Source organism: Xanthomonas sp. MUS 060 (genome assembly GCF_000963215.1).
Classification (GTDB): Bacteria; Pseudomonadota; Gammaproteobacteria; order Xanthomonadales; family Xanthomonadaceae; genus Xanthomonas_A.
The window spans coordinates 51683-67254 of record NZ_JZIM01000007.1 but is presented as its reverse complement, the minus strand read 5'-3'; the positions used below and the strand labels follow the sequence as shown (position 1 = coordinate 67254).

Annotated in this window: 10 protein-coding genes and 1 pseudogene; 7 read left to right on the top strand and 4 right to left on the bottom strand. The window is 63.2% G+C overall.

The window, feature by feature from the left end; translation table 11 throughout:
• Positions 1 to 246 precede the first annotated feature (246 nt).
• The gene (locus XANALMUS060_RS09285) at positions 247 to 1032 is read right to left on the bottom strand and encodes a TatD family hydrolase (RefSeq protein ID WP_045738153.1); all 786 of its coding nucleotides are present in this window, start codon (positions 1030 to 1032) and stop codon (positions 247 to 249) included.
• 440 nt (positions 1033 to 1472) lie between these two features.
• Between XANALMUS060_RS09285 and XANALMUS060_RS09280 the strand changes: the two genes are divergently transcribed.
• From XANALMUS060_RS09280 to XANALMUS060_RS09255, 5 genes and pseudogenes are all read left to right on the top strand, one after another.
• Positions 1473 to 2291, top strand: a complete 819-nt coding sequence (locus XANALMUS060_RS09280) for a glycine zipper 2TM domain-containing protein (RefSeq protein ID WP_045727275.1) — start codon at positions 1473 to 1475, stop codon at positions 2289 to 2291.
• A gap of 384 nt (positions 2292 to 2675) precedes the next feature.
• A complete protein-coding gene (locus XANALMUS060_RS09270; protein ID WP_045738151.1) occupies positions 2676 to 4094 on the top strand; it encodes a replicative DNA helicase in 1419 nt (472 codons plus the stop codon).
• Positions 4095 to 4254: 160 nt separating this feature from the next.
• Positions 4255 to 5677, top strand: a pseudogene (locus tag XANALMUS060_RS09265) (deoxyribodipyrimidine photo-lyase).
• Positions 5678 to 5772: 95 nt separating this feature from the next.
• Positions 5773 to 7230, top strand: coding sequence for a wax ester/triacylglycerol synthase family O-acyltransferase (locus XANALMUS060_RS09260; RefSeq protein WP_045738150.1), 1458 nt, complete (start codon positions 5773 to 5775; stop codon positions 7228 to 7230).
• Between the two features lie 94 nt (positions 7231 to 7324).
• Positions 7325 to 8020 carry an OmpA family protein gene (locus XANALMUS060_RS09255; RefSeq protein WP_045738149.1) on the top strand — a complete coding sequence of 232 codons (696 nt, stop codon included), beginning with the start codon at positions 7325 to 7327 and terminating at the stop codon, positions 8018 to 8020.
• 63 nt (positions 8021 to 8083) lie between these two features.
• On the opposite strand, the gene XANALMUS060_RS09250 is transcribed toward XANALMUS060_RS09255, so the two are convergent.
• The 3 genes from XANALMUS060_RS09250 to parE form a co-directional block, all read right to left on the bottom strand.
• Positions 8084 to 9061 carry a GGDEF domain-containing protein gene (locus tag XANALMUS060_RS09250; protein WP_235430431.1) on the bottom strand — a complete coding sequence of 326 codons (978 nt, stop codon included), beginning with the start codon at positions 9059 to 9061 and terminating at the stop codon, positions 8084 to 8086.
• A 543-nt stretch (positions 9062 to 9604) separates the two neighbouring features.
• The gene (locus tag XANALMUS060_RS09245; RefSeq protein ID WP_235430439.1) at positions 9605 to 11083 is read right to left on the bottom strand and encodes a S10 family peptidase; all 1479 of its coding nucleotides are present in this window, start codon (positions 11081 to 11083) and stop codon (positions 9605 to 9607) included.
• Positions 11084 to 11261: 178 nt separating this feature from the next.
• Positions 11262 to 13151: a DNA topoisomerase IV subunit B gene (gene parE, locus XANALMUS060_RS09240; protein WP_045738146.1), complete on the bottom strand. Its 1890-nt coding sequence runs from the start codon at positions 13149 to 13151 to the stop codon at positions 11262 to 11264.
• 168 nt (positions 13152 to 13319) lie between these two features.
• On the opposite strand from parE, the gene XANALMUS060_RS09235 reads away from it, so the two are divergent.
• Positions 13320 to 13574 (top strand): hypothetical protein, encoded by a 255-nt coding sequence (locus XANALMUS060_RS09235; protein WP_045738145.1) that lies wholly within the window; start codon positions 13320 to 13322, stop codon positions 13572 to 13574.
• Between the two features lie 136 nt (positions 13575 to 13710).
• The gene (locus XANALMUS060_RS09230; protein WP_045738144.1) at positions 13711 to 15375 is read left to right on the top strand and encodes a CTP synthase; all 1665 of its coding nucleotides are present in this window, start codon (positions 13711 to 13713) and stop codon (positions 15373 to 15375) included.
• Positions 15376 to 15572: the final 197 nt, after the last annotated feature.

Here is a 15572-nt window from a genome sequence, read left to right as displayed (position 1 = left end):
CATCTCTTCCCCGTTGATTTCCTGATTGAAAAATTCACCGGTTGTGGCACGCCAAACGCATGCCAGGATACCGGCCCCGAATATGTTGCTCGAAAGGCTAGACCGAACTTCCACCTCAGTCCGCGATGTACACGAACTCCGGTCCCACTCCCCTTGTATTCACATTAACTGAAATCGATGATGTGCAAACCTATCGATCACGGTGCCCAGTTCACAGTTTCGTTCTAAATATATGAAAATGAGCGATCAGAACGGTTCGGTGAGCGTTGTTTGCAGTCCGAATAACTGCCGTGCATTGCGTGTGGTCTGCGCGGCGATGGCGGTGGCTGGCTCGCCACGCAGCGTGGCAATGGTGTCCAGCACCGTGCGCAACCGTGCCGGTTCGTTACGTTGGCCGCGGATCGATGCGTCGGGTTGGTCGGGTGCATCTGTTTCCAGTAGTAACTGTTGCAGTGGCAGTTCGGCAGCCAGGCGCCGTAGTCGTTGTGCACGCGGGTAAGTGACTGGACCACCGAGGCCGATCAGAAAATCCAGCTCGCGCAATTGCCGGGCTTGCTCGATGCTGCCAGCGAAACTGTGCACGACGCCACGCAGGCGTCCCACCTTGCGGATTGCCAGAATCACCGCGTCCACCGAGCGCCGCGCATGCACGATCACGGGTAGGTCGAACGTGCGTGCCAGATGCAGTTGTGCGACGAAGTAGCGTTGCTGCTCGGCGGGGTCAAGTCCGCTGACGAAGAAGTCCAGCCCGCATTCGCCGATTGCGCAGGGGCGCTCGCGGGCGATCCAGTCGGGGAGTGTTTCCAGATGCGCGGGCCGATGTTGTGCCAGGAACAGCGGATGCAACCCATAGGCAGGATGCAGCCCTGGCGTTGTCGCGCACACCGCACGCAATGTGGGCCAGCAGGCCGCTGTCACCGCCGGCACGATCTGTGCGACGACGCCAGCGTCCTGTGCGCGGGCGATCACTGCGGCGCGGTCGTGATCGAAGGCGTCCGCGTCCAGATGACAGTGGCTGTCGATCAATTCCATCGGCGCTCAATCGTGCAGAGGAGGCGTGCTGGAGAGCGGTGATCCAGGTGCGCTGTCGCCTCACGCGACGTGGGTCCCCCGGTTGGCGAGGGGAGCAGGGTCCAGCGCGAGCACGCGCGCTTTGCTGAACGGTGCCGGCCCAGGCGGTGACTACCGGACGCGAGTCCGTCGGTGGCCATTCGCACCCCCCTCCGGTCGCGCAATTTCTCGGCCCGGCGCGGCAGCGCCAGCATGATCGAATGGGGCATGGAGGGTTCTCCGACCAGTGGGTGGAAACGCTAACACGCCCGTCATGGCGGCGTTTTTATCGTGCTCGCCGACGACGGCAGAGTCGATTGCTGAATATCGCTGAATAGGGAGCGGATTGGTTCAGCTTCAGCATGGTAATCACAGCACCGTAGACAACGCGGCCAGCCCGCAAAACAGACAGGAGAGAGACGATGAAGACCACGACGACAACCATTCTGGTCGCGGCTGGCGCATTGCTGGTCGGTGGTGCCGCGACGGCGGCGTTCATGAACAACCACAACAGGTCTGACGATTACTCCGGCAGCGCCGATGTGCGTCCGTCGCTGGACGGCAGCCGCGGCGATAGTGCGCTCGGCAACGGTGTCGGCGGCAGGCTGGAGTACGCCGATGTGGTGCGGGTGGATCCGATCACCCAGCAGCAGCCGCACTATGCCGATGTGATTGGCGTCCAGCCGCTGCGCGAGATCGCCACCACCGACGTGCCGCGCCAGGTCTGTCACGACGTGGTGGTGCAGGAGCGCCTGCCGCGGCGCGACGTCAACAACATCGGCGGTACCGTGCTCGGCGCGGTGGTCGGCGGTTTGGTGGGTAATCAGATTGGTCATGGCGGCGGGCGCAGGGTCGCGACGGCGGCCGGCGCGGTTGCTGGTGGCTACATCGGCAATCGCATCGAGGAGAATCATGTCGGTGGCCGCGTGGTGGATCGTGATGTGCGCCGTTGCCACACCGAGAATGGCCTCGCCGAGTCTTCCCGCATCACCGGCTACGACGTGACCTATCGCAACGACGACGGCACCACCGGCACGATGCGCATGGACACCCGGCCGGGCAGCCGCATTGAGTTGGGTAGCCAGGACGTGGTCAAGGGCTACGACGTGACTTACCGCTACGACGGTCTGGAAAAGACCGTGCGCATGGACCAAAAGCCCAATAGCGATCGCCTGCCGGTGCTCGATGGGCGGTTGGTGACACAGACGGCCTCGGCTGTTGACACCATCAGCCAGCGCTGATTCGGCGGCGGAGGTTCCCGACGAAGGCCGGCGCATGCGCCGGCCTTCGCGTGTGTGGGCCTGCATGGTGGAGGTGCGCATCGACGATGCGCGGCCCGCGTGTTCCTGCATGGGTTTGGTGGACACTTGCAGCGTCTGTATCCACGCATTGCGCACGCGCGCGTCGCCGAAAGCGCGGATGAGGGCCGCAAGGCCATTTGCCCGCTCGGCCTGGGCCGGCTCGAATGGGGAAACCGTTGCCGCGCAACGGTTCTTGCAGGTTCTCAACGGGTTGTCCACAGATTTGTCCCTGGCTGGTTGCGACACCGTCGATTAGCATCTGCGGTCGGGCTGCGGTGAGAGGCTGCGCCCGCCGACCGCGTCCCCAGAGAGAACCTCCTGCCCATGTCAGCACGTCCCGGCTACCGCGGCGATCGCAAAAGCGAGCGTGGCGAACGCAGCGAGCCGCGTCTGGATCAACTGCGCGTGCCGCCGCATTCGATCGAGGCCGAGCAGGCCGTGCTCGGTGGCCTGATGCTCGCGCCGGAGGCCTACGATCGGATCAACGACCAGCTCACCGACAAGGATTTCTACCGGCGTGACCACCAGTTGATTTACCGCGCGATCCGCGAACTCGCCGAAAAGGACCGTCCGTTCGACGCGGTCACCCTGGGCGAGTGGTTCGAGTCGCAGGGCAAGCTGGAGACGGTCGGCGATGGCGCTTACCTGATCGAGTTGGCCAGCACCACGCCTTCGGCCGCCAACATCGGTGCCTACGCCGAAATCGTGCGCGACAAGGCGGTGCTGCGGCAATTGATCGAGGTCGGCACGGCCATCGTCAACGACGGTTTTCAGCCGGAGGGCCGCGAGAGCGCGGAGCTGCTGGCGTCGGCGGAGAAGGCGGTGTTCCAGATCGCCGAGGCCGGTGCACGCGGGCGTCGCGATTTCGTCGCCATGCCCGGCGCGTTGAAAGACGCGTTCGAGGAATTGCGCAGCCGCTTTGAGAGCGGCGGTAACATCACCGGCCTGCCGACTGGTTATAGCGATTTCGACGCGATGACCGCTGGCCTGCAGCCGACCGACTTGATCATCCTCGCTGCGCGTCCGGCGATGGGCAAGACCACCTTGGCGTTGAACATCGCCGAGTACGCGGCGATCAAGTCGAAGAAAGCGGTGGCGGTGTTTTCGATGGAAATGTCCGCCTCGCAGCTGGCGATGCGCTTGATCTCCTCCAATGGCCGGATCAACGCCCAGCGTCTGCGCACCGGCCAGCTTGAGGACGAGGACTGGGCCCGCGTCACCGGCGCGATCAAAATGCTCAAGGAAACCAAGATCTTCATCGACGATACCCCAGGTGTGTCGCCGGAGGTGTTGCGTTCCAAGGCGCGCCGACTCAAGCGCGAGCATGATCTTGGCCTGATCGTGATCGATTATCTGCAGTTGATGTCGGTTCCTGGCAACAGCGAGAACCGCGCCACCGAGATTTCGGAAATCTCGCGTTCGCTCAAGGGCCTGGCCAAGGAATTGGGCGTGCCGGTGATCGCGTTGTCGCAGCTCAATCGTTCGTTGGAGACGCGCACCGACAAGCGCCCGGTGATGGCGGACCTGCGCGAATCCGGCGCCATCGAGCAGGACGCGGACATGATCGTGTTCATCTACCGCGACGACTACTACAACAAGGAAAACTCCCCGGACAAGGGCTTGGCCGAGATCATCATCGGCAAGCATCGTGGTGGCCCGACCGGGTCGTGCAAGCTCAAGTTCTTCGGCGAATACACCCGCTTCGACAATCTCGCGCACGATTCGATCGGCACCTTCGAGTAGGTGCGCGCCGCGCGAGGCCGCATCTGCGCCATTGCCGATACGGCAGGCGTTGCCTTGCCAGAGAGTCGTGCTTGAGTGCCGATGTGGTTCTGCCGGCACTCACCTGGCCGATGCGATCAATCCGTATCATGGCGCCTCTTTCGCTGCCGACTGCATGCGCATGAGTTACGCCATCGTCTGGTTCCGGCGCGATCTGCGCCTGCACGATCAGCCTGCGCTGCAGGCCGCCCTCGCGGCGGGTCATCTCCCCGTGCCGGTATACCTGCACAGTCCCGAGGACGAAGGCGAGTGGGCGGCCGGGGCCGCGTCGTGTGCTTGGCTACAGCGCTCGCTGGCCGCGTTGGACGCGCAATTGCGTGCCCGCGGTTCGCGCCTGATCCTGCGCCAGGGGCCGGCCGAGCATGCGCTGCGCCAGTTGATCGCCGAATGCGGGGCGGTCGCGGTGTATTGGAATCGTCGTTACGAGCCGGCCACGCAGCCGCGCGATGCCCGGCTCAAGCATGACCTGCGTGCGCTTTGGATTGGAGGTGCATAGCCACAATGGCGCGTTGTTGTTCGAGCCGTGGCAGTTGGCGACCCAGCAAGGTGGCCCGTACAAGGTGTTCACCCCGTTCTGGCGCAGTGCGCTGAGTCGCTTGCAAGTGCCGGCGCCGATGCCCGCGCCGGCCACGTTGCCGGCACCGCCGCAGGCACTGCACAGCGTGGCGCTGGATGCGCTCGGCTTGACCCCTGCGCACGATTGGGATCGTGGGTTCTGGGAGTGCTGGCAGCCGGGCGAACAGGGGGCGCACGAGGCCCTGGACGCATTCGTCGATGGCGCACTACGCGATTACCTCGCCGGTCGCGATCGGCCCGATCAGGTCGGCACGTCGCGTTTGTCGCCGCACCTGCATTTCGGTGAAATCGCCCCGTGGCGGATCGTCGCCGCTCTGCAGCAGCAACGTCGCGCCGCCACCGCCGCGGCCATCGATGGTTATATCCGTCAACTTGGCTGGCGCGATTTCGCCTATCACTTGCTGCATCATTTTCCGCATACGCCCGAGCGCAACCTCAATCCGCGCTTCGAGCGTTTCCGCTGGGCGACCCCGGATCCGGCGCAGTTGCAGGCATGGCAACGCGGATGCAGCGGCGTGCCGATTGTCGATGCCGGCCTGCGTGAGTTGTGGCACACCGGCTGGATGCACAATCGCGTGCGCATGATTGTCGCCAGTTATCTGTGCAAGCACCTGCGCGTGCACTGGTCCGAGGGCGCGCGCTGGTTCTGGGACACGCTGGTCGATGCCGATCTGGCCAGCAACACGTTGGGCTGGCAATGGGTGGCGGGGACAGGTGCCGATGCCGCGCCGTATTTCCGCGTGTTCAATCCGGTGACGCAGGCGCAGAAATTCGATCCGCAGGGGACGTACATCGCGCGCTGGGTGCCGGAGTTGGCAGGACTGTCGCCGGCCGATCGCTTCGCGCCGTGGTTGGCGCCGCAGCGTTTGGCTCATGTTGCGCCGCACTATCCGCGTCAGCCGATTGTCGATCTGGCCGCTGGCCGCGATGCGGCATTGGCCGCCTACCGTGAAACCGTCGCTGGCTGAGCAGCCAGCGCAGCCAAGCTGCACGCGATCGGCACGAACGCGATTGACGCCCTTTAGCGGGCCATGATTCACTCCGACTCCGCATAGGAGCCCGCATGGCCACCAGCAGATCAGCTCGCCGTAAGTCGCAGCGCGAACCGATGTCGCGCGTGGATACCGCCTGGTTGCGGATGGATCGGCCAACCAATCCGATGATGATCACCGGCGTGCTGATGTTGGACGAGCCATTGACGTTAGACCGGCTCAAACAACTGGTGCGCAAACGTTTCCTGGCGTTTGCGCGTTTTATGCAAAAGCCTGTGGAGACCACCACCGGCGCCTATTGGCAACGCGACGACGATTTCGACCTGGACTGGCATGTGCGTCTGTCGGCATTGCCGGGGCGTGGGCAGAAGAAAGCGCTGGAGCGCTTTGCCGGGCAGATGGCGTCTACGCCCTTGGACAAAACCAAGCCGCTGTGGCAGTTCCATTTGATCGAACGTTACGAAGGCGGTTCGGCGCTGGTGGTGCGTATCCACCACTGCTATGCCGACGGCATTGCGTTGGTGCAGGTACTGTTGTCGTTGACCGATACGCAGCGTGTGCCGGAGCCATCGGCGCAGCTTGGTCGTGCCTGGCTCAAAGACGACGGCAAGGATGTCGTGCGCCGGGTCGGTGCGATGGATCGTTATCTCAGGCTCGGCGGGCGCATGCTCGATAAAGGCCGTGCAATGGCGCAGGATCCCAAGCTGCCGACCATACTGGCGCGCGAAGGCGGGTTGATCGGCCGCGAACTGGTCAACGCGCTGCTGTTGTCCGACGATCCGCCTACGTTGCTGCGGGGTCGCCTGGGCGTGAGCAAGCGTGTGGCCTGGGCCGCGCCGTTGGACCTGAGCGAAGTGAAGGCGGTGGGCCGCGCTTGCGATTGCACGGTCAACGACGTGCTGATGGCGACCATGGCCGGTGCGTTGCGCGACTATATGCTCGAACGCGGCGAGCGCTTGGAGGGCATGACACTACGCGCCACGGTGCCGGTCAATCTGCGTCCGCTGGAACACGCGCGCAAACTCGGCAACCATTTCGGCCTGGTGTTTTTGGATTTGCCGGTGGGCCAAGCCAATCCGGTGCGGCGACTGCAGTGCGTCGCCGCGTCGATGCAACAACTCAAGCAGTCGCGGCAAGCGATGGTGGTGTTCGGATTGTTGGCCGCAGTGGGCATGGCACCATCGGGGTTGCAGTCGGCGGCGCTGGACTTGTTCAGTCGCAAAGCGACCACGGTGGCAACCAACGTGCCGGGACCGCAGCAACCGCTCTATCTGGCGGGGAGTCGGGTGCGCGAGATGATGTTCTGGGTGCCGCAGACCGGCTCGATTGGTGTTGGCGTGTCGATCATGAGCTACAACCATCGCGTGCATTTCGGCCTGATCGGTGATGCGCGGCTGATTCCCGATCCGGATGCGGTGATGCGGCGTGTGGCGGTCGAGTTCGAAAAACTGCTGTACTTGGCGCTGATGGGTAACTGGGAGCATCCCTTGCGTGCAGTGGATGCGGAAGGCTTGCTGCCGCTTCCCTGAACCGTGCGCATTCCATGCATGACCCTGTTCATCCGCATCGTGTACAGGACTGTTTAAGCTGATCCCCCTCCATCAAGGTTCGGTAGAAATCACGATGAAAGCGATTGCCCTTGCAAGTTTGTCCGTTGCGCTGATCGGTGCGTTGCTGCTGTCTTCCTGCGCCACGGGTGGATCGTATGTGCAACGCGATCAAAATGGTCAACCCACCGAGCAAGAGAACCGTACCGGACGCGGTGCGTTGATCGGAACCGCAGTGGGGGTGGTCGCCGGTCTGCTCAGTGGCAGTAGTGCCACCGAACGTCGCCAGCACGCGATGATTGGCGCCGGTATCGGTGCGCTGAGCGGCGCGGCGATCGGCAATTATCAGGATCGTCAGGAGCGCGCGCTACGCGAACGCACCGCCAACACCGGCATCGACGTGCATCGCGACGGCGACAACATCACGTTGAACCTTCCCGATGGCATCACGTTCGATTTCAATCAGTCCACGCTCAAGCCGCAGTTTTATTCCGCGCTCAACGGTGTGGCGAAGACGCTGAGCGAGTACAACCAGACCATGATCGAAGTGGTTGGTCATACCGACAGCATCGGCAGCGATGTGGTCAATCAACGTCTGTCCGAACAGCGTGCGTCCTCGGTGGCGGCCTACCTGAGCGCGCAGGGTGTGCAGCCCGAGCGTATTCAGACGTTGGGGGCCGGCAAGAAGTATCCGATCGCCGACAACAGCACCGAGGCCGGGCGTGCGCAGAATCGTCGTGTGGAGATTCGTGTGGTGCCGCTGCGTTCTTGATGCATCGGAACCGATGCGGAGTGCGGACAATGCCCGCATCGCGGGCGGAGTCGGTCGCCGGGTTCAGTTCTGTGTGACGTCCTCGGCCACCACGTAGGTATCGCGACCGTTGTTCTTGGCCTGATAGAGCGCGGCGTCCGCGCGCGAGAACCAGTCCTGCCAATGCTGCTCGTCGCAGAGCATGGCCGCGCCCAGAGACACGGTGATAGCGCCACTGGGGCTGTGCAGGACGCTGCGCGTTGCCTCGTACAGGCGCTTGGTGAACGCTGTCAGTTCGTGTATCGATTGCAGCCTGGCCACGATCACGAATTCCTCGCCGCCGAAGCGGAATACCTCGTCCGGCGCATGCACTTGCAGTCGCAGTAATGCCGCCAGTTCGGCCAGGGTGCGGTCGCCTTCGGCGTGCCCGTGCAGGTCGTTGATTTTTTTGAAGTGATCGATGTCCAGCACGATCAGCCCATGTCGCCGCACCGTCCGGCGCGGGTCGGCCACACGTTGCGACAGGCTGCGTTCCAGCGTGCGTCGGTTCGGTAAACCGGTCAGTGCGTCGTGCGAGGCCAGTTGCTCCAGTTGCACGCGATCATCTTCCAGGCGCAGCGACAGCATATAGCCCAGTCCTGTGATCAGTAGCGAAACCGTCAGCAGCGAAAACATATGTTCCGGGCCGAGCAGGGTGCCAGGGGTGATGACCAGTAGCATCACGATCAGCGTGGTGTTGCAGGCCACTCCCACCTTGCGTGTGACCACGAAGAAGTTGCTCATCATCACCAGGTAAAGCCATGGCGCCGCCGCATGGTGCAGCGTATGACACACCAGGGCGCAACCCAGTAGCCAACTCAGCGATAGCAAGGGGCCTATGCGTCCGTCGTCGTGGTGCAACGAGAGCCAGGTTGCCAGCGCCGCCAGATTCGCCAATGCCAGGCTGGCGACCGCCGTCCAGGGTTGGTCCAGCGATGCCTGGTAGGCACCGAACAACAGCAGCAGTGCCGAGGTGGACGGCCCGAGGATCTTGATGATGCCGAGCCGGAATTGTCGGCGCATGGACATAGTCATGATGCCGCGCTCGCAAGACCATGCGGGCTTGTGCGGTATGTAGGGGCGATGCGATAAACGATAAGCATAAAGCGGCGCGGTTAGATAAAGGCGTCCGTATTTGAGAGGCAAGTTCCATGCCTGATTGTGCTTGACGGGATCGTTTCGCGCATTTCGTATACAGGCGAAGAAGTCATTGTGCTGCGTATTATTGTCGGTGAACGACTGCTGTCACAGTGCTGGTGTGCGCAGTGGAAAGGAGAGCGTTCTTTGCCTTTGGTTGCCGCCGCATCGGGTGGGGGAGTCCACGTTGGGTGTCGTCTGTAGCGTGCTGGACGACATCATTTCGCAACGCTTTCAGGACGCCGTCGTAACAGTGCTGCGCGCATGCTCGAGTCACCAGCTGTGCGGCCCAAGGTGACGCTCAGGGCTGCTTCAAGGATGCAGGCATCCGCGGCTGGACCAATTCACTTTCGCGCACCGGCCGGCTCTTGCGGCTGCCGGTGCGCGTGGCATGTCGGTCCATGGTGCGGCATTTGCCGATCTTCGGGTTCAATTGGCCCGATACATCGCCATGACGTCCTGTCGCAGTGCGCGCTGGCTATCGGCGCGGTTGTAGAACATGTGGCCGCCTGGGTAATTCTTGACCTGGACCCGGCTCGGGTCGTTGCCCATCACCGGCATCTGGTCCACGATCAACACCGAGCCCATGAAGGGGCAGGAGAGGTCGTTCCAGCCGTGCACGATCAGCACGCGCAGTTTGGGGTCGATCGCTACCGCTTGGCGCAGTTCGGTCACCGAGCCCTTGTGTGGGTCGTCGTTCCAATCCCACAGCGCGTTCACGTCGTAATTCAGCGCCTGGTAGCGCGCATCCACTTTCCAGCCGACAACGCGGGTCACGAAGTCGACCATCGCGGTGGTGGTGGGGGCAATGATGCTGTCCAGGATTGGATCGTTGGCACGCTGTTCGGGTGCGTTCGGGAACGGGTCGAAGGCGGTGACGTTGGAATCGTAGCGGCTACCGAGTTCGCCTTTGTCGCGGAACACCTCGCGTAGATAGGCCTGGGTCTCCAGGCGGCCGCCGGCGCGGCGCACGTAAACCGGATCCAGTCCGGTCATTGCGGTCACCTGCTCGATCATGCGTGTGCTGCCCGCAGGGTCCGAACGTCCGTGCAGCAGCGCAGTGACATAGTCGCCGCGGGTGTATTCGATCACCTGGCGCATCGCCTCGGGCGTGAGGCGCCCCTCGCGCTCCAGGTGCGCGGCGGTGATCGAGGGCAGGGTCAGCATCCATGGCAGCGGCGAGACGTCGCCGTTGTCGTCTTGGATCGGGTTCAGATAGGGCGAGACCAGCACCACGCCATTCATGCCCACCCCGAGCCGGGTCTGCAGATAATGGGTGATGCGTGGGCCGCGGAAGCCGCCATAGCTCTCGCCGACCAGATACTTACGCGATTGCAGGCGCTGGTGTTTCAGCAGCCAGTCGTAGATGGTGCGCGACAGATATTCGACGTCGGCCCTGGGGCTGTAGAGGTACTTCTTGGCCTGCTCCTCGCCGATGCGGGAGCGACTGAAGCCGGTGCCGACCGGATCGATGAACACCAGGTCGGTGAAATCCAGCCAGGTACCGGGGTTGTCGTGCAGGCGTGCCGGTGCCGAGCTGCTGTCGCCCTCGCTGCCGAACGTGACCACCTTCGGGCCGATCGCGCCCAGATTCAGATAAACCGAGGCCGCTCCGGGGCCACCGTTCAGCGCGAAGGTGACCGGTCGGTCCTTGCCGTCCATGGTGTATGCGGTGTACACCACGTCGGCGATGATCTTGCCCTGGGTGTCCTTGACCGGGAGTGTGCCGACCTTGACCGTGTAGTGCAGGGTCTTGCCGTTCAACTGAACGGTTTGGCTGGTTTGCGCATCGTCGGGCAGCGGTGCGGGCTTGTCGGCATCTGCATGCGTGGCCGCATCGGGCTTCTCATTGGGCTTCTCATTGCCGTGCTCCACCTCGCTGGCGAGCGCGGGGGAAAACGGCAACATGGCCAGCAATAGCACGCTGGCGAGCAGGGACGAGGAGAGGTTCGACACGCATGGGCGCTCGGCAATGGGGATTGGCATCCTAGTGGCGATGGTGCTGTCAGTGGATGTGCATAAAGACACGGTCAGGATGAATATGGTCATCCAACCCCTTGTCGCTCACCATGGCGTGTACCACGCTCTAGACATCCAGCGACGCCAGGTCGCCCTTTGTCTCCAGCCACTGCTTGCGGTCGCTGGCGCGCTTTTTGGCCAGCAGCATGTCCATCAACGCACGGGTGTCGTCGCCTTCGTCCACGGTCAATTGCACCAGCCGGCGGGTGTCGGGGTGGATGGTGGATTCGCGCAACTGTTGCGGATTCATCTCGCCCAGGCCCTTGAAGCGGGTCACGCTGACTTGGCCCTTGATCTTCTCGCGTGTGATCTTTTCCAGCAGTGAGCGCTTTTCTTCCTCGTCCAGTGCGTAGAACACTTGCTTGCCCACGTCCACGCGGAATAGCGGTGGCATCGCCACGAAGACGTGGCCGGCCTTGACCAGTGACGGGAAGTGGCGCAGGAACAGCGCGGTCAGCAGTGTGGCGATGTGCAGGCCATCGGAATCGGCGTCGGCCAGGATCACCACCTTGCCATAGCGCAGGCCGTCGATTTCTTCCTTGCCCGGGTCGCAGCCGATGGCGATGGCGAGGTTGTGCACTTCTTCGGAGGCCAGCACGCTACCCGAAGCCACTTCCCAGGTATTGAGGATCTTGCCGCGTAACGGCAGGATCGCCTGGAAGTCCTTGTCGCGCGCCTGTCTTGCGCTGCCGCCGGCGGAGTCGCCCTCCACCAGGAACAATTCGGTGCGCGAGAGATCCTGGCTGATGCAGTCGGCCAACTTGCCCGGCAACGCTGGACCCTGGGTCACTTTCTTGCGGGTGATCTGTTTTTCGGTCTTCAGGCGTGCGCTGGCGCGGTCGATCGCGATCTGGGCGATACGCGTGCCGGTTTCCACGTTTTGGTTCAGCCACAGGCTGAAGGCATCGTGCGCGGCACCTTCGATGAAGCCGGCGGCTTGGCGGGAGGACAGGCGTTCCTTGGTCTGCCCGCTGAATTGCGGGTCGGTCATCTTCAGCGACAGCACGAAGGCGACGCGGTCCCACACGTCTTCCGGCGCCAGCTTCACCCCGCGTGGCAGCAGGTTGCGGAAGTCGCAGAATTCGCGCAGTGCATCGGTCAAGCCGCTGCGCAGGCCGTTGACGTGGGTGCCGTGTTGCGCGGTCGGGATCAGATTGACGTAGCTCTCCTGCACCAGCTCGCCATCGACCACCCAGGCCACGGCCCAGTCGACGATTTCGCGGTCCTTCTTGAGGTTGCCGACGAACAGATCGGCGGGTAGTAGTTCGTGTTCGGCCAGTTCGCCGCGCAGGTAATCGCGCAGGCCATCCTCGAAATACCAAGTGTCCTGCTCGCCGCTCGCCTCGTCGTGCAGTTTGACGGTCAGGCCGGGGCACAGCACGGCCTTGGCACGCAGCAGGTGGCGCAGCGCGCGCACGGCGAACTTGGGCGTGTCGAAGTAGTGGGGGTCGGGCCAGAAGCGTAGGCGCGTGCCGGTGTTTTTCTTGCCGACGCTGCCGACGATTTCCAGCTTGGAAGCCGCATGACCATCGGCAAAGGCCATGCGGTATTCGTTACCTTCGCGGCGGATGAACAGTTCCACTCGTTTGGACAGTGCGTTGACCACGCTGACACCGACGCCATGCAAGCCGCCGCTGAACGTGTAGTTGCGGTCGCTGAACTTGCCGCCAGCGTGCAGCCGGGTGAGGATCAGTTCGACACCGGAGATTTTTTCCTCCGGGTGGATGTCCACCGGCATGCCGCGTCCGTCGTCGGAGACTTCGCAACTGCCGTCCTTGTATAGCGTCACCTCGATGTGCCGGGCATGGCCGGCCAGTGCCTCGTCCACGGCGTTGTCGATCACTTCCTGCGCCAGATGGTTGGGGCGTGCGGTGTCGGTGTACATGCCGGGCCGGCGTTTGACCGGATCCAGGCCAGAGAGAACTTCGATGTCGGCAGCGTTGTAGCGGGTGTTCATGCGTTTTGGCAGGTGGCGCGAAGCAGAGCCGGAAGTGTGCGGGCTGCGGGGGGTTTTTGCACGCGGCCCGGTATTCAGGGCCGGTGTGGCGCCATTGCGCTAGGGTGAACGTGGTAAAAGTGCGACGGCATCCCCCATGTTCGTCGCAGGTTTCAGGAGGAGTCCGCCATGCAGATTCGCACATCGTTGATCCTGTCTGCCCTGTTCGCCGCAGCCCTCGCCGTGCCGGTGGCGATGGCCCAGGCGCAGAGCGCCGATCCGGCCGCCGCCGGTGCCGCCGCCTATGAGGCGCAGGTCGCCAAGGAAAAGGCCCAGGCCGACGCCAAGGCCAAGCGGCGTGCCGCCGCTGCCTCTGAGCACAACGCCGGCAAGGGCGCGGCGGCACCCAAAAAAGAGGAAGAGGAAGAAGCCCGCAAGCCGTGATGGCGCGTGGCAGTGTCGGTACCCGACGCCCCGGTTGCAGCCGGGGCGTTTGTTTTTGTGTGGCCGATGTCGCTGAAAGCGCTTGGGCAAATCCGCATCAGCCGTTAAACTATGGCTTTCCGGGAGGCCTAGAGCCATGACCCCCCTGATTTTCGTGACTGGTGGCGTAGTGTCCTCGCTTGGCAAGGGCATCGCGGCCGCCTCGCTTGCGTCCATTCTCGAAGCGCGTGGCCTGTCGGTCACGATGATGAAACTGGACCCCTACATCAATGTCGATCCGGGCACGATGAGCCCGTTTCAGCACGGCGAGGTCTACGTCACCGACGATGGCGCCGAGACCGATCTGGATCTTGGGCATTACGAGCGTTTCGTGCGCACGCGTCTATCGCGCAAGAACTCGGTCACCACCGGGCGCATCTACGAGAACGTGATCCGTAAGGAGCGTCGTGGTGACTACCTCGGTGCCACCGTGCAGGTGATCCCGCACATCACCGATGAGATCCGCCGCTGCGTGGACGAGGCCACCGCCGGCTTCGATGTGGCGCTGGTGGAGATCGGCGGCACCGTCGGCGATATCGAGTCGCTGCCGTTCCTGGAGGCGATCCGTCAGGTGCGTACCGAACGCGGCGCCGAGAAGGCGATGTTCATTCATCTGACCCTGGTGCCGTACATCGCCGCTGCCGGCGAATTGAAGACCAAGCCGACCCAGCACTCGGTCAAGGAATTGCGCTCGATCGGTATCCAGCCGGATGTGTTGCTGTGCCGCTCCGAGCAAGCGATTCCCGATTCGGAGCGGCGCAAGATCGCGCTGTTCACCAACGTCTCCGAGCGCGCGGTGATCAGCGCTGCCGACATCAACGTGCTCTATGGCATGCCGTTGGAGTTGCACCGCCAAGGCCTGGACGAGATCGTCATCGATCAATTCAAGCTGCGCGACAAGGTCGGTCCGGCCAACCTGTCGGAATGGGAGGCCGTGGTCGATGCGGTCCAGCATCCGCTCGACGAAGTCACCATTGCCGTAGTCGGCAAGTACGTGGATCACCAGGATGCGTACAAGTCCGTCGGCGAGGCGCTCAAGCATGGCGGCTTGCGACAGAGCACCAAGGTCAACCTGAAGTGGCTGGAGGCGCAGGATCTGGAGCGCACCGACATGGCCGCGCTGGCCGATGTCGATGGCATTCTGGTGCCTGGTGGTTTCGGCGACCGTGGCTTCGAAGGCAAGGTGATGACCTCGCGTTACGCGCGTCAGCACGGGGTGCCGTACTTCGGCATTTGCTATGGCATGCAGGCGGCCGTGGTCGATTACGCACGGCATGTCGCCGGACTGGATGCGGCCAACAGTACCGAGAACGACCGCCAGTCGCCGTATCCGGTGATCGGCCTGATCACCGAATGGCGGACCGCCACAGGCGACCTCGAAAAGCGCGATGAACGCTCCGACCTCGGTGGCACCATGCGCCTTGGGTTGCAGGAACAACGGCTCAAGCCGGGCACGCTGGCGCGCGAACTGTATGGCAAGGATGTGGTGGCCGAGCGCCACCGCCACCGTTACGAGTTCAACAACCGTTACCGTACCCAGCTTGAAGATGCCGGTCTGGTGATTTCGGCCAAGTCCATGGACGACACTCTGGTGGAAATGGTCGAACTGCCGCGCGACATCCATCCCTGGTTCCTGGCCTGTCAGGCGCACCCGGAATTCCTGTCCACGCCGCGCGACGGCCATCCGCTGTTCATCGGATTTGTCCGTGCCGCGCGCGAGCGCAAGGCGGGCGGCAAGCTGTTGAAGCAAGCGCGTGCCTGAGTGTGCGTCGGCGCATGATTGGCTTTTTTCGGGTCTTCAACGCCAGATGCCGGATGCGCGCACGTGCTGGTTGGATTCCACCGGGTTGTGCCCGTGCTTTGATGCCATCCCTTCTTCCGGTGGGAGAGGGGAGTGATTTCGCGGGACTTCGCGCCCGCAGCCTTCTCCCGCTGGGAGCGGGGTTCAACCGATAGGTG